Raw genomic sequence first — 23008 nt, 5'->3', positions numbered from 1 at the left:
ATTATTCATTATTTTCATTGGGATAGATTTATTTTTTGGATATTGCGCAGCACTAAAATGTGATCGACCGCACGCTTTACTCACCAGATACCGAAGCGAATGTCTACGCTTAATTGACGAGCGGGCAATAGCCTTAATCTTTCAACGTCCATCGGAGGTCTTTCGCATTATGCTCAACCAGAAACTACCCCACGTCCCTTCTGAAGAAATGACGATCGACATTGATCTGCTTTATGAAATGGATCCGTGCGAGTTAAAGCTGGATGAAATGATTGAGGCGGAGCCTGAACCAGAGATGATTGAAGGGTTACCCGCTTCAGATGCGTTAACTCCCGCCGATCGTTACCTCGAGCTGTTCGAACACGTTCAGTCGTCGAAACTGTTTGCCGATAGCAAAACCTTCCCCGACTGTGCGCCGAAAATGGATCCGCTGGATATTTTGATCCGCTATCGCAAGGTTAAACGCCACCGCGACTTTGATCTGCGACGCTTCGTCGAGAACCACTTCTGGCTCCCGGAAACGCCCTCCAGTGAATATGTTTCTGACCCGGCAAATTCGCTGAAACAGCATATCGATCAACTGTGGCCGGTGCTGACGCGCGAACCACAGGACCACATTCCCTGGTCCTCGCTGCTGGCGTTACCGCAGTCATATATTGTGCCCGGCGGACGTTTTAGTGAAACCTACTACTGGGATTCCTACTTCACCATGCTGGGTCTGGCGGAGAGCGGTCGCGAAGATCTGCTGAAATGTATGGCGGATAACTTTGCCTGGATGATTGAAAACTATGGTCACATCCCGAACGGTAACCGTACTTACTACCTGAGTCGCTCGCAGCCGCCGGTCTTTGCGCTGATGGTCGAACTGTTTGAAGAGGATGGCGTACGCGGTGCGCGTCGTTACCTTGATCATCTAAAAATGGAGTACGCGTTCTGGATGGATGGCGCAGATTCCCTGGTACTCAACCAGGCCTACCGTCACGTGATCAGAATGTCGGACGGCTCCCTGCTCAACCGCTATTGGGACGATCGTGATACGCCGCGCGATGAGTCGTGGCTTGAAGACGTCGAGACCGCCAAGCATTCGGGTCGCCCACCCAATGAAGTGTATCGGGATTTGCGCGCGGGCGCGGCCTCCGGCTGGGATTACTCCTCGCGCTGGCTACGCGATGCAGGCCGTCTTGCCAGCATACGCACCACTCAGTTCATCCCTATTGATCTGAACGCGTTCCTCTACAAGCTGGAGAGCACTATCGCCAATATTTCCGCACTGAAAGGCGACAAAGAAACTGAAGCGCAGTTTCGCCAGAAAGCCAATGACCGCCGCGATGCGGTTAATCGCTATCTCTGGGACGATGAAAACGGCTGCTATCGCGATTACGACTGGCGGCGCGAACAAATGGCCCTGTTCTCTGCCGCCAGTATTGTGCCGCTGTATGTCGGCATGGCAACGCATGAACAAGCCGACCGACTTGCCAATGCGGTCCGCAGTCGCCTGCTTACCCCCGGAGGGATTTTAGCCACGGAGCATGAAACGGGTGAGCAATGGGATAAACCCAACGGCTGGGCGCCGCTGCAGTGGATGGCGATCCAGGGTTTCAAACTTTACGGCGACGACCATCTCGGGGATGAAATCGCCCGTAACTGGTTGAAAACGGTGAATCTCTTTTATCAGGAACACCACAAGCTTATCGAAAAATACCACATCGCCGACGCCGCGCCGCGCAAAGGCGGCGGCGGAGAATATCCGTTACAGGACGGCTTTGGCTGGACCAATGGCGTGGTGCGCCGACTCATCGGTCTGTATGGCGACCCCTAGCAGCTGACGGTCTGAATTATCAGACCGTCAGTTAATCGCATCGTACAGTTCGGCGTGAATTTTTTGCCATTTCTTGTTCTCTGGGCTTGGCTGCGCGCGAACGCGTAGCTCGGCCTGTTCAAGGTTATACTGCTGACGCGCGACAACCGCCGGCACCGAGCAAAAACTTTGCAGATAGCTTTTATGCAGCGATGTGAGTGACGCCCCATTCGCCATCGCATGGCTGACCGTGGTCATAAACTGCCGACATGGCTTACTCTCACTCATCTGCGAAGGGTAACGCAGCAGCAGCCTCAACACCTCGGTATTGCCTGCCGAGAATGCCTGCTCCGTCCACGCCAGCTTCCAGTCCATCCCGCCCTGTAGGAAAAGTGACGTCACACGGGTGTCGTTGCGCTCGATAGCCGCGCGCATGTTAAAGGCATCCCAGGTGATGCCCATTCGGGTCACCGACTCCCGCGCACCAGGGGCATCACGCCGTGGCTCCTCCTGCACGATTTCAACGGATAGCCCGGAAGACGCTTGTGGCGCTGGCGAAGTGAATAACCAGAACGCGCCCAGCGAAATCACCAGCACCATCACGCCGACCGCTACCCACAACATGCCGGAAATCAGCTGTTCACGTTCTTCCGCCGTGCGCCTGGCCCGCTTCTCCGGCGGATCGATACTGTCTGCGATTTCCTGTTTATCGCCCCCCCGCCTGCTCGTCTTTTTGCTTTGCGCTTTCCCAAAACTGGCGAACCATCGCCTCATCGGACTCCAGATACGACGCAGGATTAATGCGCGTACGCCGTTCTCCAAATGCCCGCTGCACAGGGTGAGTAATCTGTCGGTACTGACAATCCAGCAACAGCAGTTGTACTGAGGTTAGCGGCTGCTGCGCGATAACGCAGTTACGGGCCAGGCGGCAGTCATCCAGGAACATCCTCAGCGTGATACGTGGCTCAACAAACGACATGAGCACCGAGGTATCGTTAAAAATCTCGCTAAAATGCCGAACGAATAACTTCTTATCGACAACCATCAGCGCCAGTTCGCTAAACATCATGCCGTCCAGCGCATCCCGACTTTCTCCCAGCTTTAACCAGCGACGCAGACGTTCACCGCCAAAGTGCTGTTTCAGGAAGCTGTTGAGCGGATGTTGATCCGGCCATACCCGCGCAATCAGCGATTTGAGGGTTAATTCTATTGCGCGAAGCTGACGCTGCGCCCGCATCTGCGCATCCGGCTCTGCACGTTCAATCTCGGTTGGATACTTCAGGAGGGGCTGTTGCTGGCGCAACTGTTCCAGAGAAGCGACAAAGCGCAGCGCAGAAATCAGCTGATTTTCACTGACGTCCTGGCCATTTTCATATTGCGGCACGCTCTGCTGAAGATGGCGTAGCCGCAACGTGAACTGACTCAATTGCGCGTCATTCATCTGCAACCGCCTGGCGACAACACCCCAACCTCCCAGATTCAATCGCGCCTGGTCAAGCTGCTCGAGAAACCAGCGTGGATCTTTACCCTCTGCGACGCGCACGCCAAGCATCAGCAAAATTTCTACCGAGGCTTGCCGGATTATCCCCAAACAATGTTCGAATGGTGTACATGTCGCCTGTAACGCGCTATTGGTCATTATCTTCCCTAAAAGGACCCAAAAAGTGCGGCCTCACAATGGTGTGTAGTTATCTTTTTTAAATGCAGCGCTGTGCCGCCACAGACTAAAACACATTCATATAGCAAATAAATATGTTTTACAGTGACTTCCGCACAATCATTGAAAATTATTCTGGAGATAAGCCTGTGCCTGTACTGAAAACCTCGCGTTTGATCTGCCGCCCGCTCACACATGACGACTGGGCGTTTTTCTTAACGTTACAGCAGAACGCAGATGTGATGCGCTTTGTCGCTGACTCGCGTACCGAAGAGGAGATACGGACAGTCTTTGACTCCCGCTTGCCTGAATGGTCTCCCGGCAGTCCACACTGGCTGTGCCTGGTCCTGTGCGATAAGGCATCGGGCGTACCGCTTGGGGTAACCGGATATATTCAGGATAAAAATGAATGTGCCGAGGTCGGCTTTCTGCTCACTCCCGAGGCGCAGGGCAAAGGTTATGGCGCTGAATCCCTGCATGCCGTTTGCGATTATGCGTTTACCGCCGGAGGACTACGCCGACTGACGGCCTGCGTCACCGCAGGAAACGATGCCTCACGGCGTCTACTGGAAAAGGTCGGGTTCATTCTCGAAGGCACGCTGCGAGAAAGCTACTGGCTACATCAAACCTGGCATGATGACTGGATTTTCGGCCTGTTAAAACATGAATATCAGCCGCCCAAGCCATCAGGCGTTTTGCTGTAAAAAATGGCTGGATGGCGGCTGGCGTAACGGGGTGTGTTTCTTAAAATAGGTCTTTTTGTACAGAGATTATTATGCCGCTACATTCGACGCAGTTCACGCCCGCCTGTATCGCATTTATTAAGCAATGGCAGGGCCTGTCGCTGGAAAAGTATCAGGACAAAAAGGGGATCTGGGTCATTGGCTACGGGCACGAAATCACCGCAGATGAATCCTTTGATGCCCCAATTATTCTGATGCAAGCCGAAACATTGCTGTTCGCGGATATAAATATCTGCGAGGCATTCATCCATAAGGAAATGCCGCAAATACAAGATCGGTTTCAACAGGAAGCGTTAATTGCATGGATGCTCAGCGTGGGGATTAGCCGGTTTTGCAGTGCTGAATTCTGGCCGGGGGCTATTTCACAGCCAGAAACAGTCTGACTGTGAAATATTTTCCCATTATAGGGTGTCGTTTAGCATCATTGCCGCCTGCGTACGGTTTTTTACCTCCAGGCGCTGATACAGCGATTCAAGATGGGCTTTTACCGTTCCGGTGCTGATATTTAATAATCGACCAATTTGTTTATTAGATTCTCCGGCGGCCAGCATCGTCAGAATCTCCCGCTGACGCGCGCTGAGCAATCTGATATTTTGCCCGCCACATTCGGTCGCTGTGATGCAATCTCTGGGGATAAACATCATACCTATCGCGACGCTATTGAGTGCCAGCGTGAAGGTTTCCGCATCAGAGTCGCGCGGAACAATGGCCAGCACGTTTAATTGCGTGACTTCCTGTAGCCATTTTTTACGGCAGTCCGTTGCGGTTACCAGCACTTTTACCTTCGCAAAGCGCTCTGCTATCTGTTGCAGCAAGCTACGGCAGAACTCAGCGTCAAAATCTCCATCCAGCATTACCAGTGCATCAGGATTGTCTTCCAGCGTCCGCCAAAGATCATCTGCCTGACTGACACCCTGAACATTCACTCCTGGAATACGCTCTTGCAAAATTACATTCATTCCATGAATAAATATTGACTGCCTGTCAAACATTATTAACTGCATTATTTATCTCCGTCTGAATAAGATATTAGCCTTAACACGCGGAAGGGTATTATCCGAGGGGCAAAATATGAAGTCACCATTTGGCGGAGGCCATTTTACCGATAGACGGAGAAGAAAGAAGCAGACGTTATAAATAATTACAGCTGAAACCAAAGAATCACACAAAGGATCAAAATCGGGATCAAATATTCAGAAAATCCTTAATATTTGATGTTCAAAACTGGATTGCTAATATTAATAATCCAAAGTTTATATTCTTAGCTAAAAATAAGGAACTCACGATAACAGACAAATATGTTACAAAACAAAATATCGCATTAAATGATCATACGGACATGAGAATGGGAAGGTGATCATGGTTTCTGATGCAACAAATCCACTCCCGAAGAAGAATGAACTCTTCAGAACGTTTATCCCCGATCTCTTTCAGCACCGCGATCGCGGTATCAGATTCCAAATAATACCGGCAAACGCCATCAGCTATATTTTGACCTCTGATGGCGCGCCAGTTTTCGATTGCTCAAAAGGCTAAGTAAGAGGCAGTCAATTACAGGAACATCCCGCCAGAGACTTCGATACGCTGTGCCGTCATCCAGGCCAGCTCATCGCTGAGCAACGCAGCAATGGCGTCGCCAATATCGTCCGGTAACCCAACACGCCCCAGCGCCGTCTGCGATGCAATGTAGGCATTCAATTGCGCATTATCCCGCACGTTTCCGCCGCTAAAATCCGTCTCGATTGCCCCAGGCGCAATAATATTCGCCGTAATGCCGCGCTCTCCCAGCTCTTTCGCCTGATAACGGGTTAACACCTCCATCGCCCCTTTCATGGCAGCGTAAGCGCTGTAACCCGGTAGCGCAAAGCGCGACAATCCGGTCGAGACATTAAGAATGCGTCCGCCGTTGTTGATCAGCGCCAGCAGGTTCTGTGTCAGGAAAAAAGGTCCTTTAAAATGGATGTCCAAAAGCTGGTCAAATTGCGCTTCAGTGAACGCCGGATAAGGCGCGTTAATGCCAACTCCGGCATTGTTCAATAAATAATCAAAGGTGTCGCTTTGCCAGTGCGTTTGTAGGGTTTCCTGCACCTGTTTGACAAACTGAGGGAAAGTGGAAATATTTCCGACGTTCAACGGTAATGCTGCAGCTTTACCGCCAGATTGGCGAATTTCATCCACAACCTGCTGCGCTTCTTTTTCATTGCTGTTCCACGTCAGGATGACACCAATGCCTTTACTCGCCAGCTTTAGCGCCGCGTTTTTACCGAGTCCACGGCCGCCGCCGGTCACCAATGCGATACGTTGCGTCATAAGAAACCTCATTTCAGGTATTGTGAAGATTGAGACAAAGCTTATTAGGTGGTAGAAAAATAATAAATACCGCTTACTGCGCATTACTGTTTCATTTAGAACAACAATAGGGCATGAGAATGGATAAAATTCACGCAATGCAGTTGTTCATCCGCGTCGCAGAACTGGAGAGCTTTTCGCGCGCGGCAGACACCCTCGGACTTCCTAAAGGTAGCGTATCGCGTCAAATCCAGGCCCTGGAAAATCACCTGGGCACACAGTTGTTGCACCGCACAACCCGCCGCGTTCAGCTCACGCAAGACGGCATGATCTATTACGAACGAGCGAAAGATTTGTTGAGCAATCTCGATGAACTGGATGGGCTATTCCATCGCGACCCGGCCAGCATCAGCGGCAAGCTGCGCGTCGATATGCCGGTTGGTGTGGCGAGAAATCTGGTAATGCCCCGCTTACCGGCCTTCTTGCATCAGTATCCAGGGCTTGAGCTCGAACTTAGCAGCAGCGACCGCCTGGTGGACTTGATCCGCGAAGGCTTCGACTGTGTGGTACGCGTGGGAACGCTGAAAGATTCAGGGCTGATTGCGCGCCCGCTGGGGAAACTCACGCAGATTAACTGCGCCAGCCCGCAATACCTCGCCCGCTTTGGTTATCCGGAAAGCCTGGAGGATTTAGCCTCGCATGCGGTGGTTCACTACTCAGTCAATTTGGGAACACGTGCGCAAGGCTTTGAAGTGGCGACAGACAACGGTGCTAAATGGGTTAAAACCGGCGGCATGCTGACGGTGAACAGTACCGAAACGTATCATGCGGCATGTCTTGCCGGTCTGGGCATTATTCAGGTACCGCGCGTGGGCGTGCGTGATGCCCTGCGCGCCGGTACGCTGATTGAAGTATTGCCGCAATATCGCGCCGAACCATTACCGGTTTCATTGCTCTATCCGCATCGCCGTAACCTCTCCCGCCGCGTACATCTGTTTATGGAATGGCTGACCGGCGTGATGAAAGACTATGTGGACTGACAAGCTATACTGTCCTGAGAATGAACAGAACAAGGATTACTGCCCTGATGACGCAGGAAAAAGAGATTAAACGCCCCATTCAGGAACTTGAGCACGCACCAATCCCAAAAATTGAGACCCTGGAGCGTAAGAATACAGAAACCAACGGTAAGACCAACCAGGCGCTGAAAACCGCCCTGACCTTCGCCGATAAAATTCAACGCCAGCCCATGATTGCCCATCTGATTCGCGCCGCGGAGAGATTTAACGATCGTATGGGAAATCAGTTTGGCGCCGCCATTACCTACTTCTCATTTCTGTCGATGATCCCTATCCTGATGGTGTCGTTTGCCGCTGCGGGTTTTATTCTCGCTTCGCACCCTACGCTGTTGCAGGATATCTTCAGCAAAATCCTGCTCAACGTCAGCGATCCGACACTCGCCTCCACGCTGAAAAACACCATCAATACCGCCGTTCAGCAACGAACCACCGTCGGTCTGGTGGGTCTTGCCATCGCGCTCTATTCCGGAATTAACTGGATGGGAAACTTGCGCGAAGCTATTCGTGCCCAGTCGCGGGATGTCTGGGAGCGGACCCCACAGGATCAGGAAAAAATTTGGGTCAAATATCTGCGTGATTTTGTCTCATTGATTGGCTTACTGATTGCGCTGATTGTTACGCTGTCCATTACCTCCATCGCCGGTTCCGCCCAGCAGATGATTATCTCTGCGCTGTATCTCGACGGCATCGAATGGCTGAAGCCCGCCTGGCGGCTGATCGGCCTGACCATCTCTATTTTCGCCAACTACTTGCTGTTCTTCTGGATTTTCTGGCGGCTACCGCGTCACCGACCGCGCAAAAAAGCGCTCATTCGCGGCACGTTTATCGCAGCACTGGGGTTTGAAGTCATCAAAATGATCATGACGTACACGCTGCCATCACTGGTGCAATCGCCGTCAGGCGCGGCGTTTGGTTCCGTACTTGGCTTGATGGCGTTCTTCTACTTCTTCGCCCGTCTGACTCTGTTTTGCGCTGCCTGGATTGCCACAGCGGAGTACAAAGACGACCCGCGTATGCCGGGGAAAACCCACCGCTAATCTTTGTTTACTGCCGGATAACGCTGCGCTTATCCGGCCAACCCAATGCTTACGTCGAAATTCTGCGCATTATCAGAATTAAAATCCAGCCCGTAACTTTTGTTTAACCAAAAACCAGTTTTATCATCCAAGTTTTAAATTATGTGAAGCATTTCATGGAAGTGAAATCTCCAGCCTAAAAATTATCCCCTTTTTGCTCTGTTTTTGACCGATCGCAAGGTTTGTTACAGATTGAAATGTCTCTTTTGCTGTGCGTAATATGGCCTTTCGTTCGACCAAAAATAAGAAAATATTATGCAAGCAACAGCCACAACGCTCGACAACGAACAGGAACACACCCCGGTCAACTCGCGCAATAAAGTCGTCGTCGCCTCACTCATTGGCACTGCCATTGAGTTCTTCGACTTCTATATCTACGCCACCGCCGCGGTGATCGTGTTCCCCCATATCTTCTTCCCGCAGGGGGATCCGACCGCGGCAACGCTGCAGTCCCTTGCCACCTTTGCTATCGCCTTTGTGGCACGGCCTATCGGTTCTGCTGTGTTCGGGCATTTTGGCGATCGCGTAGGGCGTAAAGTCACGCTGGTTGCCTCACTGCTCACTATGGGGATCTCGACGGTTGTCATTGGCCTGCTGCCGGGCTATGAAACTATCGGTATTTTCGCCCCGCTGCTGCTGGCGCTGGCGCGTTTTGGTCAGGGTTTAGGACTGGGCGGTGAATGGGGCGGCGCGGCGTTACTGGCGACGGAAAACGCACCGCCGCGTAAACGCGCGCTGTACGGATCATTCCCGCAGTTGGGCGCACCTATCGGCTTCTTCTTCGCCAACGGCACTTTCCTGCTGCTCTCCTGGCTGCTGACCGACGAGCAGTTTATGAGCTGGGGCTGGCGCGTACCGTTCATCTTCTCTGCGGTGCTGGTGATTATCGGTCTGTACGTTCGCGTTTCGCTGCATGAATCCCCGGTCTTTGCCAAAGTGGCTGCGGCGAAAAAACAGGTGAAAATCCCGCTGGGTACCCTGCTGACAAAACATGTCCGCGTGACGATCCTCGGCACGTTCATTATGCTGGCGACCTATACGCTGTTCTATATCATGACCGTCTATTCCATGACGTTCAGCACCGCCGCGGCGCCTGTAGGGCTTGGCCTGCCGCGTAATGAAGTGTTGTGGATGCTGATGATGGCGGTTATTGGCTTTGGCGTCATGGTGCCGGTGGCGGGCCTGCTGGCCGATGCGTTTGGTCGTCGCAAGAGCATGCTCATCATCACCACGCTTATTATTCTGTTTGCGCTGTTTGCCTTTAAACCGCTGCTCGGCTCTGGCAATCCGGTGCTGGTGTTCGCCTTCCTGTTGCTTGGTTTGAGCCTGATGGGTTTGACATTTGGTCCGATGGGCGCGCTACTGCCGGAGCTGTTCCCGACCGAAGTGCGCTACACGGGGGCGTCGTTCTCGTACAACGTTTCATCGATTCTTGGTGCTTCCGTTGCCCCTTACATTGCCGCATGGCTGCAGGCGAATTACGGCCTGGCGGCGGTAGGTACGTATCTGGCATCAATGGCGGCGTTAACGCTGATTGCGCTGCTGTTAACCCACGAAACCCGCCATCAATCATTGTGATTCTTTGGTTGTAAGCACCGTCTGCGGCCTACGTTGAGCATGAAATGTAGGCCGCAGAAGCGAAGCGTTAGCGCCATCCGACAACGGCAAAAATCACTTCTTCATTTGCGACAAAATGGTCCGGCATTGATTAGCGTCTCCTTCAGAAGGTGAAATCAGCGCCAGCAAGGCCGCCGCGGGCGTCACTAACGTTGCCAGCGCGGCAGCAACCGCACCGCGCGCAATCAGCGGCCCGGCCTTCACACCGGCCTGCGGATTCTTAAAGGTGCCGCGAACATACAGCGGCGAACGCAGAGTAATAATACGAATGCCTTTGCTCTCCGGATCGATGGTTAAATCCAGTTGCTCCGACGCAAAACTCGCCGTACCAGTGACATTAATGACCGCGTTTTCCGTGTCGAAGGCAAAAATCTGCGGGCGGGCTACGCCGTTAACAATATCCAGATTCGCCGCCGCGCAGTTCACCCGCACCTCGTCATCACCAAATATCTGTCCAACAAGATAGTTGCCCAGATTCAAGCCAACAATTTCCATCAGATTCCGGCTGATCAAACCGTCGTTCATCAGCAGCTTCAGGTTGCCATTGCTGTTACCAAGCAGCGCCGCTACCGAGTTTCCGCTCCCGCTAAACCTGGCGTCACCGTTCATTTCACCGAGCGTTTTCTGCATCAGCTCCACATCCGGCATCAGCGCTTTTAGCTTCAGGCGGCGAGCCTGGATGTCCGCCTGCCCCCGCATCGGCTTTTTATCCCCTTCCAGATGGATGCTGGAGACAATGCTGCCTCCCGCGAGGCCAAATTTCAGCGGCTGCAGGCGCAGATCGGCATTTTTCAGGATGATATGGGTGGAGAGATCGCTGATTGGCAGACTGCTGCCGTGCTCAATACGCCGTCCTTTGAAACGTACGTCAGCGTCCATCACGTTCCATTTGTCGGTTTCAAAACGGTCATACGGCAAAACCTTGTCCGCGGGCTGGACGCTCTTCTCACCTTTGCGCTGTTCAGATTGTTTGGCCCGCTCGGCCCCTTTGCCTGAATCCACACCGATCAGCGGCCCCAAATCAGCCAGCCTCAGTTGGCGTGACTCAACATCCCCTTTCAGCATTGGGCGCGGCTTACCGGTGGTATAGGCCAGCGTTCCGTGAATATCGCTGTCGCCAATTCGGCCATTAAAATCGCGGTAATCAAAAACAGAGGATTTTTCCGAGTCAATTTTCGCGACCAGATGTCCGTCGGTTTCAAACGGCGGCGTATCCGGGAGCAGCACGCCGGTCAAATCGTACAAATCCCCTAGCGAATCTCCCGAGAATTTAAGCCGCAGATCCGCCCCGCCCATATTCATCGGATCGTTTATCGTACCCATAAACGCCACACGCGTATTACCCGAACGGAAATCAGCCTGAATCGGGAAAGGAGTTCCTTCACCGCGCAGTGCCAGCATTCCGCCTATCTTCCCGCTACCGCTTAGCGGTTCCCCGTTATATCGGCCTTGCGCTTTCAGGCCAAACACGTAGTCCTCAATGTGGGCGTTGCTCTCTTTACTTTTTGCGCCAGTCACTTCGCTAAAGGGCAACGGCTTACCCAGCGGATCGACCAGGATCTCAATCTCTGACTTCGTCACCTTATCGTTAATGGCGATGCGACCTTGGTCGAACAGAATGTTATCCAGCCGGAAAGACCAGGCTGATGGAGGCGCATTGGGATCGCGGTTTTCATCCCCTGCCAGGTTAAAGGTCCAGTTATTGTTTTTCTCCGACAGGCGGATAAGCCGCGCATCGGGTTTGACCAGCTTGATCCACGGGAGCCAGACGGTTTTTGTCAGCAATGCCAGTGGGGCGAGCGTGGCTTCAACGCGCGGGAGATGCACCATGGTGACGTCAGGAATGTCCGGCGGGTTGCCGAGGATGATATCCTCAGCATGAACATGCGGCCACGGAACCCAGCTACGCCAGCCGGTTTCCTGTTTTTGGCGTTCCCAAACCACGCCCAGGTCACCCCGTATGGCGAAGGGCCGGTTGAGTTCTGTAGAGACTTTCTGGTTGATGGTCGGTTTGAGCCGGTTCCAGTCAAATGTCGCAATCACGATGATGAGTACGACGATCAACAACAAGAAAACCCCTATTACTGAAGTGGTTATTTTGCCTGTTCTCGTCATGTTTAACCTCCTTACTTTCTTCCTTGCCTGTCCTAAAGATAGTCCAGCAGAGGAAAAGGAGGCGTTCTACATCCTTATCAAAGCGACAGAATTACGTCTTCAAGGGTATCAAGAGGCACTGGACGAGAGAGAAAATAGCCTTGCGCAGCGAAAGCCGGTGAGTTTTGCACATCACGCCACTCTTCCAGCGTTTCAACGCCTTCGACAATCACACCGCGGCAATAGCGGTTCATCAGCTGTAACAGCAGCGTAAAGAGATTGCGGCCCTCCGGCGTCTGGCGCAGCATGACAAATAGATCCCGCGCCACTTTGATATAGTCGTAACTCACTTCACTCAGAGCCGAGAAGTTTGCCATTCCGGTACCAAAATCATCCAGCCAGAGCGGGCCAAACTCGCACATTGAGGCGAACGACGATCCCTTCGGCAAGCGGATATGCTCCACCAGTTCAAAGCGCAGCCACGGCAGACATTCGATGATTTTCAGGATTTCGGGATCCTGGCGCATTGCAATCAGCGTTGGCCCGTCGACATTCACGGATGCCAGCAGATCGTGGGCTTTGAAAAACGCCCCTTTTTGTTCAAGCTGTACAAGCTGCTCTTTCACCACATCTACACGATGTCGTACGGCCACTTCGGCGAAATAGCGGTCCGGCGCGATACGTTGGGAGGGGTTTTCAGGATGGCTCACGACGGTCAGCAGCTCAACGGCCATCAGCCGTCCGTTGGTCTGATAAATCGGCTGGTAGGTGTAAGCACGCTCGCACTGAAGCCAATAGCGTCTCTCCTGCAAGTTTTCAATACTCGCATCGAGCGTAATTAGCTGCTGGGTAACCTGCTTTATCATCTGAGATGTCCTGTAAATAAGAGTGTGACTGACCGGACTCGTCAAAGGTTATCGGCGCTCAGGCGAAGAACTTTACGTTCAGCCCTACGCAAAATAGAAACTAAGCGGCAAAAAACGACGCAGAACACGTGCTGGCTCAAAAAAATAATGGAACGATGTTTTAATATAGTTGACCACTTAACACCCACAGCGCACACTAACGCTAATTTTTTTCAGAGCAGGTTACGACTATGTCCAGAAAGATTGCCGTGATTGGCGAATGCATGATTGAGCTGTCACAGAAAGGCGCTGACGTTCAGCGCGGATTCGGTGGCGACACGTTGAATACATCCGTTTATATCGCCCGTCAGGTCGATGCTGCGGCACTTTCCGTACACTATGTGACTGCGCTGGGTACCGACAGTTTTAGCCAACAAATGCTGGAATCCTGGCAGAGCGAAAATGTGGATACCTCATTAACCCAACGCATGGAAAACCGCCTGCCGGGCCTCTATTACATTGAAACCGATAGCACCGGCGAGCGCACCTTCTATTACTGGCGTAATGAAGCCGCCGCAAAATTCTGGCTTGAGAGCGAACAGTCCGCCGCTATTTGCGAAGAACTGGCGACATTTGACTATCTGTATCTGAGCGGAATCAGCCTGGCTATTTTAAGCCCGGCAAGTCGTGACAAGCTGCTGTCGCTGCTGCAAGAATGCCGCGCCAACGGTGGAAAGGTCATTTTTGACAATAACTACCGCCCACGTCTGTGGAGCAGTAAAGAAGAGACCCAGCAGGTGTATCAGCAAATGCTGGAATGCACCGATATCGCGTTTCTGACGCTGGATGATGAAGACGCGCTGTGGGGTGAAAAACCGGTTGCCGAGGTGATTGCCCGTACTCACGCGGCTGGCGTACAGGAAGTGGTTGTGAAACGCGGTGCAGACTCTTGCCTGGTTTCCATCGCAGGCGAAGAACTCATCGACGTTCCGGCCGTAAAACTACCGAAAGAGAAGGTTATCGATACGACCGCTGCGGGAGACTCCTTCAGCGCCGGGTATCTGGCGGTACGTCTGACCGGTGGCGATGCCGCTGATGCCGCAAAACGCGGGCACCTGACGGCAAGCACCGTTATTCAGCATCGCGGGGCGATTATTCCTCGCGACGCCATGCCGCAGTAATCTGGCGTTCTGGCAGGCCGGATTAGACGTTAACGTCGCGTCCGGCCTGCAGGTCACGATTCCCTTATTGCACCGGCGGGATGTCCGTCACTTCAGGATGTGATTCATCCGTTTCTACCGACGTTGCCGCGGCGGTAACCGGCGCCATAATGCTATCCCACGTCGCCTGCAGATCCTTCATATTGAATTCAGGTTCACCCTTCGGCTGCAACAGAATTAACGCCATATCTTGCGACAGTTGCTGACGCAGGTCCTGATTCAGCATCTCAACACTCAGGTTGTTCAAGAAGCTCTGACGTAAACGCTGATACTGTTCAGGCGCAATATCTACGACCTGGTTTTGCAGCGAGCGCAAACGCTGGCTGATCAAAATATCGGTATCGGTGCGACCATAGGTGGCAAACAGCTTCTGCAGTTCCAGATTCTTTTGCGCCACCAGCGCATTAAACTCTTCTTCCGGCAGCCCCTTATCGCGCACTTTGGCCAGCTCACGCGCAACCGTGCTGAGGTTCGCGTTCAGCTTACCGTTCGGTGATTCAACGTTAATGGCACATTGCGCGCGCAGGAACAGCACCCGACAGTCAAAGCCAAGGCCAATGTCTTTGGCATTGTTTTTGGTGAGCTCCTGCTGAATGTGCCAGAACAACGCTTCACGGGCTAAATCAGCGCGCCAGTAACGTAACAGCGCGGCAGATTCACGGATCGGCTGCCACGGCGTATCCCACATAATAGACAGGCGATCCTGACGTACCGCATCGGTCATTATGCTTACGGCCTCTGCACGCAGCGGAGAGAGCGTGGGTACCGGCGCAGGCGTTTCGCGTTTACCTTTTAATTCGCCAAAGGTTTTATTGATTTGATCAGCCACGCTGCGCGCATCTACGTTACCGACGATAATCAGCGTCATCGCATCCGGGGTATACCATTTCTGGTAGAAGGACTGGATTTTCGTCGCATCAACAGGCGTTTTCAGCGGATCGGCAGGATCGTGACCCAGCAGCGTCGATCCCTTCAGACGATAGCGCCACCATCCCTCTTTGGTATCTGACGGCCAGGTTGCAACCATATCTTCGCTACTCAGCGCATGATTGACCGACTCAGGGGTGATGCTCAGATTACCGGAAATATTCGCCAGATAAGAAAGTGACTCTTTCAGCAGATCGTTGCGACTGTTAGGCAGACTGAGGTTATACAGCGTGGAATCATAGGAAACGATAACGGGCGGCATGGGATGACTGGGATCGAACCCCTGCTGCCACAGAGAACGGGCTTGCGTAGCATCGAGGCCACCGCTTTGCGTCAGCGCGATACGCGGGATCGCATGGCTGAAACCACTCTGTTGTGTACTTTCGGTGAGTGAACCGGTATTGACCAGCAGGCGAACCTCAATACGGTCGCTGGGGCGCTGGGGAGTGGCTAAAACTTGCCACTGTAAACCATTTGCCAGCGTGCCCTGTTGCCACGCCGGGTCAGGCTGGAGCGCATCTGCCTGCACATAGCCGGCAGTGGCCATCATCAGCAAGCCGCCCGCTAAAAGTCGAATTTTTGTGCCCTGCATGTGAACCCCTGATCAACTATCCTGGAAATAAAAAGACAGCCCGCGAGAGGACTCTCTGAATATGACGTTAAAAACACTTCGTGTTAGACCGCAAGAACATAAAAATGTCACGGAGGAAGTGAAAAAATCCCGACGCCGCCGAATCGGCGGTTTCAGGCACAGGGGTTAATTATGCGCAAACGCCCGCAGTCCTGGAAGGGACTACGGGCATAAGTGGAGAGATTAAGAGGATATTTCGTGCGTTTTGCCATCCGGCGCACGATTATTCAGCACATCATCCAGCTTTTTATGGTCCAGTTCTTTCACCCATTTCGCTACTACAACAGTTGCCACACCGTTACCGACCAGGTTAGTCAGCGCACGGGCTTCAGACATAAAGCGGTCAATACCGAGAATCAGCGCCAGACCAGCAACCGGCAAATGGCCCACAGCGGAGATAGTCGCGGCCAGAACAATGAAGCCACTCCCGGTCACACCCGCAGCACCTTTTGAAGAGAGCAGGAGCACCACCAGCAGGGTTATCTGATGGAAGATATCCATATGGCTGTTGGTGGCCTGAGCGATAAACACCGCTGCCATCGTCAGATAGATTGATGTCCCATCGAGGTTAAACGAGTAGCCCGTGGGTATAACCAACCCGACAACCGACTTGCGACAGCCCAGTTTTTCCATCTTATCGAGCATACGCGGCAGCGCGGACTCAGAAGAAGAGGTGCCCAGAACGATCAGCAGTTCTTCACGGATATAGCGGATGAATTTGAAAATGCTGAAGCCGGTTGCGCGCGCAATCGAGCCCAACACCACAACCACAAACAGAATACAGGTGATGTAGAAACAGATGATCAACTGACCCAACTGCACCAGCGTCCCGACGCCATATTTACCGATGGTAAAGGCCATGGCACCGAAAGCACCGATCGGCGCAAGGCGCATGATCATGTTGATGATGCCAAAAATAACCTGCGAGAAGCTTTCAATCACGTTGAAAATCATCTGGCCTTTGCTACCTAAACGATGCAGCGCAAAACCAAACATAACCGCAAACAGCAATACCTGCAGGATGTTGCCACTGGCGAACGCGCCAATGACGCTACCCGGGATAATATCCATCAGGAAGCCTACGATCCCCTGGTCTTTTGCCTGTTCGGCGTAAATCGCAACCGCTTTGGCATCCAGCGTCGCCGGATCGACGTTCATACCGGCACCGGGTTGCACCACGTTGACGATGATAAGGCCGATGATCAGCGCAATCGTACTGACAATTTCAAAATAAAGCAGTGCAACCGCACCGGTGCGGCCTACGGCTTTCATACTTTCCATGCCTGCAATGCCGGTCACGACAGTACAGAAGATGACAGGTGCGATGACCATTTTGATGAGCTTCACGAAAGCATCACCAAGTGGCTTCATTTGGGCGCCTAATTCAGGGTAGTAATGGCCAAGGAGGATACCTATGGCAATTGCTGTCAGGACCTGAAAGTAAAGGCTTTTGAATATAGAGGTTTTCATAGGGTGTCCTTAAAGTAAAAACCACAGGTCTTGTAAGGTTTTGTTTAACCTGCGGCCTTAAAGTAACACCCACACAACATGACAGAAATGCGCCTGGATCATAATTGATACAGAAATGTTAAAAATTTTGAGCTGGCTCGCACAAGCGAGACCTTTTTTAACTTTTGTAATCAGCGTTTTTCGGCGTCAGATAACGTTCTTCGAAGATATTCGCCGGAACCGGCCGGGCAAACAGGAACCCTTGTGCCACTTCTACCCCCGCTTGTGATAACCATTCGCGTTGCGCTTCGGTTTCGACGCCCTCAGCGATCATCTGCAAATTGAGGCTATGCGCCAACTGAATGATGGCGGAGATCATGCTGCAATCTTCAGGGACGCCATCGACAAACATCTTATCGATTTTGAGTACATCCACCGGGAGCGACTTCATGTGCTGCAGCTGCCGCAGGCCCGCATACCCCATACCAAAATCGTCCAGCGCGATACGCACGCCCGCGTTGCGCAGCGGGCGTAAAATAGCCACAGCGGCATTAGGATCATCAATGTGCCGGCTTTCGGTCACTTCCAGAATCAACGTCCCAGGCTTGATGCGATAGCGGTTTAGCAATTCCAGCAGATCCGACACCATACTCGGATGCATCAGCTGTAGCGCAGACAGGTTCACCGAGAGCGGCAGCATCAGGCCGCGTTCCTGCCAGGCTGACAGCTGGCGGCATGTCTCCTCCAGCACCCAGTAACCGACCGTCACCATCAGGCCACAGGACTCAATCCTGTCGATTAACCCTTCTGGCAGCTCCCAGCTTCCGTCTGGCTGCTGCATTCGCAATAATGCTTCTGCGCTCAATACCTTACCGCTGGACATCTCCACCTGCGGCTGCATCCAGAGCGCAAACTGATGGTTATCCAGCGCGGTAAGAATATCGTTCTCTTCCGTCAAACGCTGTTGCGCCTCTTCCATCTGCAACGGGTCAAAGAACTGAATCCGGTTTTTACCCTTGTGACGCGACGTTAACACAGCTGAGAGTGCGCGGTGGTAAAGCTGTTCTGCGGTCAAATCGCCATTAAACATCGCCACCCCAATGTTGCAGGTTGGACGGAGTTGAATGCCCTGAATCGGTAATCGCTCGTTAACGATAGTGAGCACTTGCTGACCTAGCGTAATAGCGTGCCAGGGTTCTTTCACACCATGTGCGATGATGGCAAAGTCATAGCCGCTCACCTGGGTAAGCACCATTCTGGGGGCCAATACTGACTTCAGCTTTTCAACCAGCGTAAGCAGCAGGATTTCCCGCTGGGTCTCGGATAACACACCCGCGGTATCACGTAGGGTTTCGCAGGTGACAATCATCAACGCCGTAGTCTGCTGACGATTCACAACCTGCTCCAGCAGCGCCATCAGAAACGACTTGTTGGGCAGCTCAGAAACCGGGAATCGCATTGAATGGTCGCTTTGCTCTTCACTGCGGCGCTGAATCAGTTGCTGATTGAGGTTGTAGCTACGCACCAGCAGGCCAATCTCGTCGTCCTGATGCAGACGCGGCAATGCCAGCTGATAGCCAATCAGATCCTGCTGGGGAATGTCGTTCAGCTCACGCGCTATTTTACGTAATGGATGCAAAATCAATCTGTTAATACACCATGAGATGGCTACCGTGAGTATTAACGAGAGAAGTAAGTAAATGGTCACTAACGTTGAGAGCGTACTCATCACGAACTTGTACATACGGTACGAATCCGCCTGCAGCACCAGATACGCCAGCGGTTGCGGATTCGCTGAACGCTCAAGAGAATAGACCGGCAGCGAAATTTGTACCGGAAGTTCAAACAGGCGAGTCACCGTAACCGGAACCGGGCGTTCAGGAATAAAGCTCATCCGCAGCGCCTGAAACTGATTGGGAAGCACCACATCGGCGCGGCTGACCACGCCTGCTGGTCGAATACTTCTTAAAATAGCTTCTGCTTCGGGAATATCCCCTTTCAGGATCGTGCCCGACAGAGGCTCACGGACGGAGCGAGCGATACTTTCCAGTTGCGTAGCCGTGTTGTAGCGATTCTGCTGGACCAGATGGAACAACAAAACGGTGCAAAAAATAAACACAAACACCATGACAACGGCCGCAACCATTGCCATCTGCTTAATTGTTAACGAGCGACTGACACGCAAACTGACTCTCCACGGATAGACGAAACTGCCGTCAGAGTATACCCGATCGTAGCGGTATTAAGAGAGGCGGTATCTGAAAACTTCCCAGCATGCATTATCCCGACAGGATAGGCACCTGGCGACGAGATTTATCTGCATTTAAGCCGAAAAAGGCCGCAAGGTTACCCCCTGCGGCCTGGTTCGGGCGCATGTTGCCATCACGGCAGACAGACGCCCGCAAGGTGCATTACTTCCTGTTACGCAGCCAGCTCACAATCAGGCTGGCAATAATGCCAGCGATGATCGGAGCCGCTAAATCGTGCCAGAAGGCCACGCCTAACTGTGCGAGCGTCATATAGCCGCCTGTGTTGCAATGGCAACTGTTCACGGCTATTCTTGAGTTGTTCAGGTTCAAGTTAGCCCCCGTTTTGTTGCCAGGTTTATACCGAACAACGTGCGGGGGTTTTCTCTTTCCAGCAACCTATGCCGCCGGGGATCAAGCCCCCGCAACATTGCGCCTCACCGGGAATTCCCGGCTTGCCGCTGATTCTACGGTAGCCTACTTGCCATATCACTGCGCAATATACGGCTCTGCGTAGCGCCTCGCACTTCACCTGTTTTCTCACCATTGCGCTGGAAAGATTCTTGCCAGTTGGCAACATTCCTGCCACTCTTCAATACAGAAAAAGACATATCTCATTGATATCTATACCTTCATTTTCTGGCACAGCGATTGCTATTTGACTGTGAGCTGTTCTGTTCCGAATCAAAGGAGATATCATGTCTGACTGTCGTACTTACGGATTCAACACCCAGATCGTTCACGCGGGGCAACAACCCGACCCTTCTACTGGTGCGCTCAGTACGCCTATTTTCCAGACTTCAACGTTTGTTTTTGACAGCGCCGAACAAGGTGCCGCCCGCTTTGCGCTCGAGGAGTCCGGGTACATTTACACCCGTTTGGGTAACCCCACCACCGATGCGCTGGAGAAAAAGCTGGCGGTACTGGAAAGAGGTGAAGCCGGGCTGGCAACCGCATCCGGTATTTCTGCCATCACCACCACGCTGCTGACGTTGTGCCAGCAGGGCGACCATATCGTTTCCGCCAGCGCGATTTACGGCTGCACCCACGCGTTTTTGTCGCACAGCATGCCGAAGTTTGGGATTAACGTCAGCTTCGTCGATGCGGCAAAGCCTGAAGAAATCCGCGCCGCCATGCGCCCGGAAACCAAAGTAGTGTATATCGAAACACCCGCTAACCCGACGCTGTCGCTGGTCGACATTGAAACGGTAGCCGGTATCGCCCATCAACAAGGCGCATTGCTGGTGGTGGATAACACCTTTATGTCACCGTACTGCCAGCAGCCTTTACAGCTAGGCGCGGATATTGTGGTGCACAGCGTCACTAAATATATCAACGGTCACGGAGACGTGATTGGCGGGATCATTGTTGGTAAGCAGGAGTTTATTGACCAGGCGCGGTTTGTTGGTCTGAAAGATATCACCGGCGGCTGCATGAGTCCTTTCAACGCGTGGTTGACGCTACGCGGCGTTAAAACACTGGGTATACGTATGGAACGCCACTGTGAAAACGCATTGAAAATCGCCCGCTTCCTCGAGGGGCATCCATCCATTACCCGCGTTTATTATCCTGGCTTGTCTTCACACCCGCAGTATGAGCTGGGCCAGCGACAGATGAGCCTGCCAGGAGGAATTATCAGCTTCGAAATCGCTGGCGGCCTCGAGGCTGGCAGACGGATGATCAATTCTGTAGAATTGTGCCTCCTCGCGGTCAGTCTCGGTGATACCGAAACCCTCATTCAGCACCCAGCGTCTATGACACATTCGCCCGTTGCGCCAGAGGAACGGCTTAAAGCAGGTATTACCGACGGGCTTATCCGTCTTTCTGTGGGTCTTGAAGATCCAGAAGATATTATTAACGACCTTGAACACGCCATCAGAAAGGCAACATTCTGACCATTATGACCTGAACCGACGCCGATCGGTTCAGGTTGTTGAGAATCAAGACACAACAGTCTGGTAATACGCGCAATCCTGTTTCGGGGAGAGCGCGTATTTTGGGCAGGGGGTTCTATGCAGGACGACACATTACAACTAAGCAACAATACAGCAACCACCGTACCATTCTCAAAGAAAATACCGTTTACGAAATATGACTTTGGCTGGGTATTACTGTGTATCGGTATGGCAATTGGTGCCGGAACGGTACTGATGCCGGTACAAATAGGCTTAACAGGCATTTGGGTATTTATCGTCGCCTTTATTATTGCCTATCCAGCAACCTATATTGTGCAGGATATTTATTTAAAAACATTATCAGAAAGTGAAACTTGTAATGACTATACCGATATTATCAGTCATTACCTGGGAAAAAACTGGGGTGTATTTCTTGGCGTCATCTATTTTTTGATGATTATTCACGGCATATTTATCTATTCCTTATCCGTGGTTTTTGACAGTGCCTCATATATCAAAACCTTCGGCTTAACCGATGCCGATCTTTCACAATCGATAATCTATAAAGTGGCCATTTTTGCCGTGCTGGTGGCCATTGCTTCCGGGGGAGAAAAGCTGCTGTTTAAAATCTCCGGCCCGATGGTGGTAGTCAAAGTGGGGATCATCATCGTGTTTGGTTTTGCGATGGTTCCGCACTGGAACTTCGCTAATATCAGCGCATTCCCTGAAGCATCGGTCTTCTTTCGCGACGTGCTGCTGACCATCCCGTTCTGCTTCTTCTCGGCGGTGTTTATTCAGGTGTTGAACCCAATGAACATCGCCTACCGCAAGCGGGTAGCGGACCGGGTTCTGGCCACCCGCATGGCAATACGCACACATCGCATCAGTTACATTACGCTGATTGCGGTCATTCTGTTTTTCTCATTCTCTTTTACCTTTTCTATTAGTCATGAAGAGGCCGTTTCGGCCTTCGAACAAAATATTTCCGCACTGGCGCTGGCAGCGCAAGTCATTCCTGGGCAAATTATTCATATCACCTCAACGGTGCTAAATATCTTCGCCGTATTAACCGCATTCTTTGGTATTTATCTGGGGTTCCACGAGGCGATTAAGGGTATTATTCTTAATGTTCTGAGCCGTATTATTGATGTGGAAAAAATTAATCCCCTGGTGCTTACGCTGGGTATTTGCACCTTTATTGTTATCACCCTGGTGATCTGGGTGTCATTTCGTGTATCGGTACTGGTGTTCTTCCAGTTGGGTAGCCCACTTTACGGGATTGTGTCCTGTATTATTCCGTTTTTCCTGATCTATAAAGTAACGCAACTGGAAAAACTACGCGGGCTGAAAACCTGGCTAATCCTGTTGTACGGGATCCTGCTGTGCCTGTCGCCATTATTGAAGCTGATTGACTAATCCGTTTACAGCGCCGTCAGTCACTG

General features: G+C 52.2%; 17 protein-coding genes and 1 pseudogene. 9 read left to right on the top strand and 9 right to left on the bottom strand.

Going from position 1 to position 23008, the window contains the following annotated elements; all coding sequences use genetic code 11:
* Positions 1-169: 169 nt before the first annotated feature.
* Positions 170-1819, top strand: a complete 1650-nt coding sequence (locus tag OGV38_RS11130; RefSeq protein ID WP_286473303.1) for an alpha,alpha-trehalase — start codon at positions 170-172, stop codon at positions 1817-1819.
* A 27-nt stretch (positions 1820-1846) separates the two neighbouring features.
* On the opposite strand, the pseudogene OGV38_RS11125 reads toward OGV38_RS11130, so the two are convergent.
* Positions 1847-3437: pseudogene (locus OGV38_RS11125) on the bottom strand (STY4199 family HEPN domain-containing protein).
* Positions 3438-3604: 167 nt separating this feature from the next.
* Between OGV38_RS11125 and OGV38_RS11120 the strand changes: the two are divergent.
* Positions 3605-4159: a GNAT family N-acetyltransferase gene (locus tag OGV38_RS11120; protein WP_137352438.1), complete on the top strand. Its 555-nt coding sequence runs from the start codon at positions 3605-3607 to the stop codon at positions 4157-4159.
* Positions 4160-4230: 71 nt separating this feature from the next.
* Entirely contained in the window at positions 4231-4581 is a 351-nt protein-coding gene (locus tag OGV38_RS11115; protein WP_269519111.1) for a glycoside hydrolase family protein, read from the top strand.
* A gap of 18 nt (positions 4582-4599) precedes the next feature.
* On the opposite strand, the gene OGV38_RS11110 is transcribed toward OGV38_RS11115, so the two are convergent.
* Positions 4600-5202, bottom strand: coding sequence for a helix-turn-helix transcriptional regulator (locus OGV38_RS11110; protein ID WP_016154889.1), 603 nt, complete (start codon positions 5200-5202; stop codon positions 4600-4602).
* A gap of 547 nt (positions 5203-5749) precedes the next feature.
* Complete coding sequence (locus tag OGV38_RS11105; protein WP_016157705.1) at positions 5750-6508, bottom strand: SDR family NAD(P)-dependent oxidoreductase; 759 nt, start codon at positions 6506-6508, stop codon at positions 5750-5752.
* A 119-nt stretch (positions 6509-6627) separates the two neighbouring features.
* Between OGV38_RS11105 and OGV38_RS11100 the strand changes: the two genes are divergently transcribed.
* The 3 genes from OGV38_RS11100 (at position 6628) to OGV38_RS11090 (ending at position 10220) form a co-directional block, all read left to right on the top strand.
* A complete protein-coding gene (locus tag OGV38_RS11100; RefSeq protein WP_286473302.1) occupies positions 6628-7527 on the top strand; it encodes a LysR family transcriptional regulator in 900 nt (299 codons plus the stop codon).
* 47 nt (positions 7528-7574) lie between these two features.
* Positions 7575-8603, top strand: coding sequence for an inner membrane protein YhjD (gene yhjD / locus OGV38_RS11095; RefSeq protein WP_016154892.1), 1029 nt, complete (start codon positions 7575-7577; stop codon positions 8601-8603).
* Between the two features lie 294 nt (positions 8604-8897).
* Positions 8898-10220, top strand: coding sequence for an MFS transporter (locus OGV38_RS11090; RefSeq protein ID WP_003023312.1), 1323 nt, complete (start codon positions 8898-8900; stop codon positions 10218-10220).
* Between the two features lie 93 nt (positions 10221-10313).
* On the opposite strand, the gene OGV38_RS11085 is transcribed toward OGV38_RS11090, so the two are convergent.
* Both OGV38_RS11085 and pdeH read right to left on the bottom strand, forming a co-directional pair.
* Complete coding sequence (locus OGV38_RS11085) at positions 10314-12374, bottom strand: AsmA family protein (RefSeq protein WP_269519117.1); 2061 nt, start codon at positions 12372-12374, stop codon at positions 10314-10316.
* 77 nt (positions 12375-12451) lie between these two features.
* Positions 12452-13219, bottom strand: coding sequence for a cyclic-guanylate-specific phosphodiesterase (gene pdeH, locus OGV38_RS11080; RefSeq protein ID WP_016157708.1), 768 nt, complete (start codon positions 13217-13219; stop codon positions 12452-12454).
* Positions 13220-13449: 230 nt separating this feature from the next.
* Between pdeH and kdgK the strand changes: the two genes are divergently transcribed.
* The gene (kdgK, locus tag OGV38_RS11075; protein ID WP_016157709.1) at positions 13450-14379 is read left to right on the top strand and encodes a 2-dehydro-3-deoxygluconokinase; all 930 of its coding nucleotides are present in this window, start codon (positions 13450-13452) and stop codon (positions 14377-14379) included.
* 64 nt (positions 14380-14443) lie between these two features.
* Here kdgK and OGV38_RS11070 read toward each other — a convergent pair whose 3' ends face one another.
* The 4 genes from OGV38_RS11070 to OGV38_RS11055 form a co-directional block, all read right to left on the bottom strand.
* The gene (locus OGV38_RS11070; protein WP_269519121.1) at positions 14444-15937 is read right to left on the bottom strand and encodes a M16 family metallopeptidase; all 1494 of its coding nucleotides are present in this window, start codon (positions 15935-15937) and stop codon (positions 14444-14446) included.
* A gap of 222 nt (positions 15938-16159) precedes the next feature.
* The gene (dctA, locus tag OGV38_RS11065; protein ID WP_003023301.1) at positions 16160-17446 is read right to left on the bottom strand and encodes a C4-dicarboxylate transporter DctC; all 1287 of its coding nucleotides are present in this window, start codon (positions 17444-17446) and stop codon (positions 16160-16162) included.
* Positions 17447-17603: 157 nt separating this feature from the next.
* Positions 17604-19610 (bottom strand): biofilm formation regulator HmsP, encoded by a 2007-nt coding sequence (hmsP, locus tag OGV38_RS11060; protein ID WP_032931922.1) that lies wholly within the window; start codon positions 19608-19610, stop codon positions 17604-17606.
* Positions 19611-19836: 226 nt separating this feature from the next.
* Positions 19837-19944, bottom strand: coding sequence for a type I toxin-antitoxin system toxin Ldr family protein (locus tag OGV38_RS11055; protein ID WP_016154898.1), 108 nt, complete (start codon positions 19942-19944; stop codon positions 19837-19839).
* A gap of 425 nt (positions 19945-20369) precedes the next feature.
* On the opposite strand from OGV38_RS11055, the gene megL reads away from it, so the two are divergent.
* Together megL and OGV38_RS11045 are read left to right on the top strand one after the other, a co-directional pair.
* A complete protein-coding gene (gene megL, locus OGV38_RS11050; RefSeq protein ID WP_003023295.1) occupies positions 20370-21566 on the top strand; it encodes a methionine gamma-lyase in 1197 nt (398 codons plus the stop codon).
* Between the two features lie 117 nt (positions 21567-21683).
* Entirely contained in the window at positions 21684-22982 is a 1299-nt protein-coding gene (locus OGV38_RS11045) for an SLC5/6 family protein (RefSeq protein ID WP_103283339.1), read from the top strand.
* Positions 22983-23008: the final 26 nt, after the last annotated feature.

Source organism: Citrobacter sp. Cb080 (assembly GCF_030334745.1).
Classification (GTDB): domain Bacteria; phylum Pseudomonadota; class Gammaproteobacteria; order Enterobacterales; family Enterobacteriaceae; genus Citrobacter; species Citrobacter braakii.
This window is presented reverse-complemented; position numbering and strand designations above follow the sequence as displayed.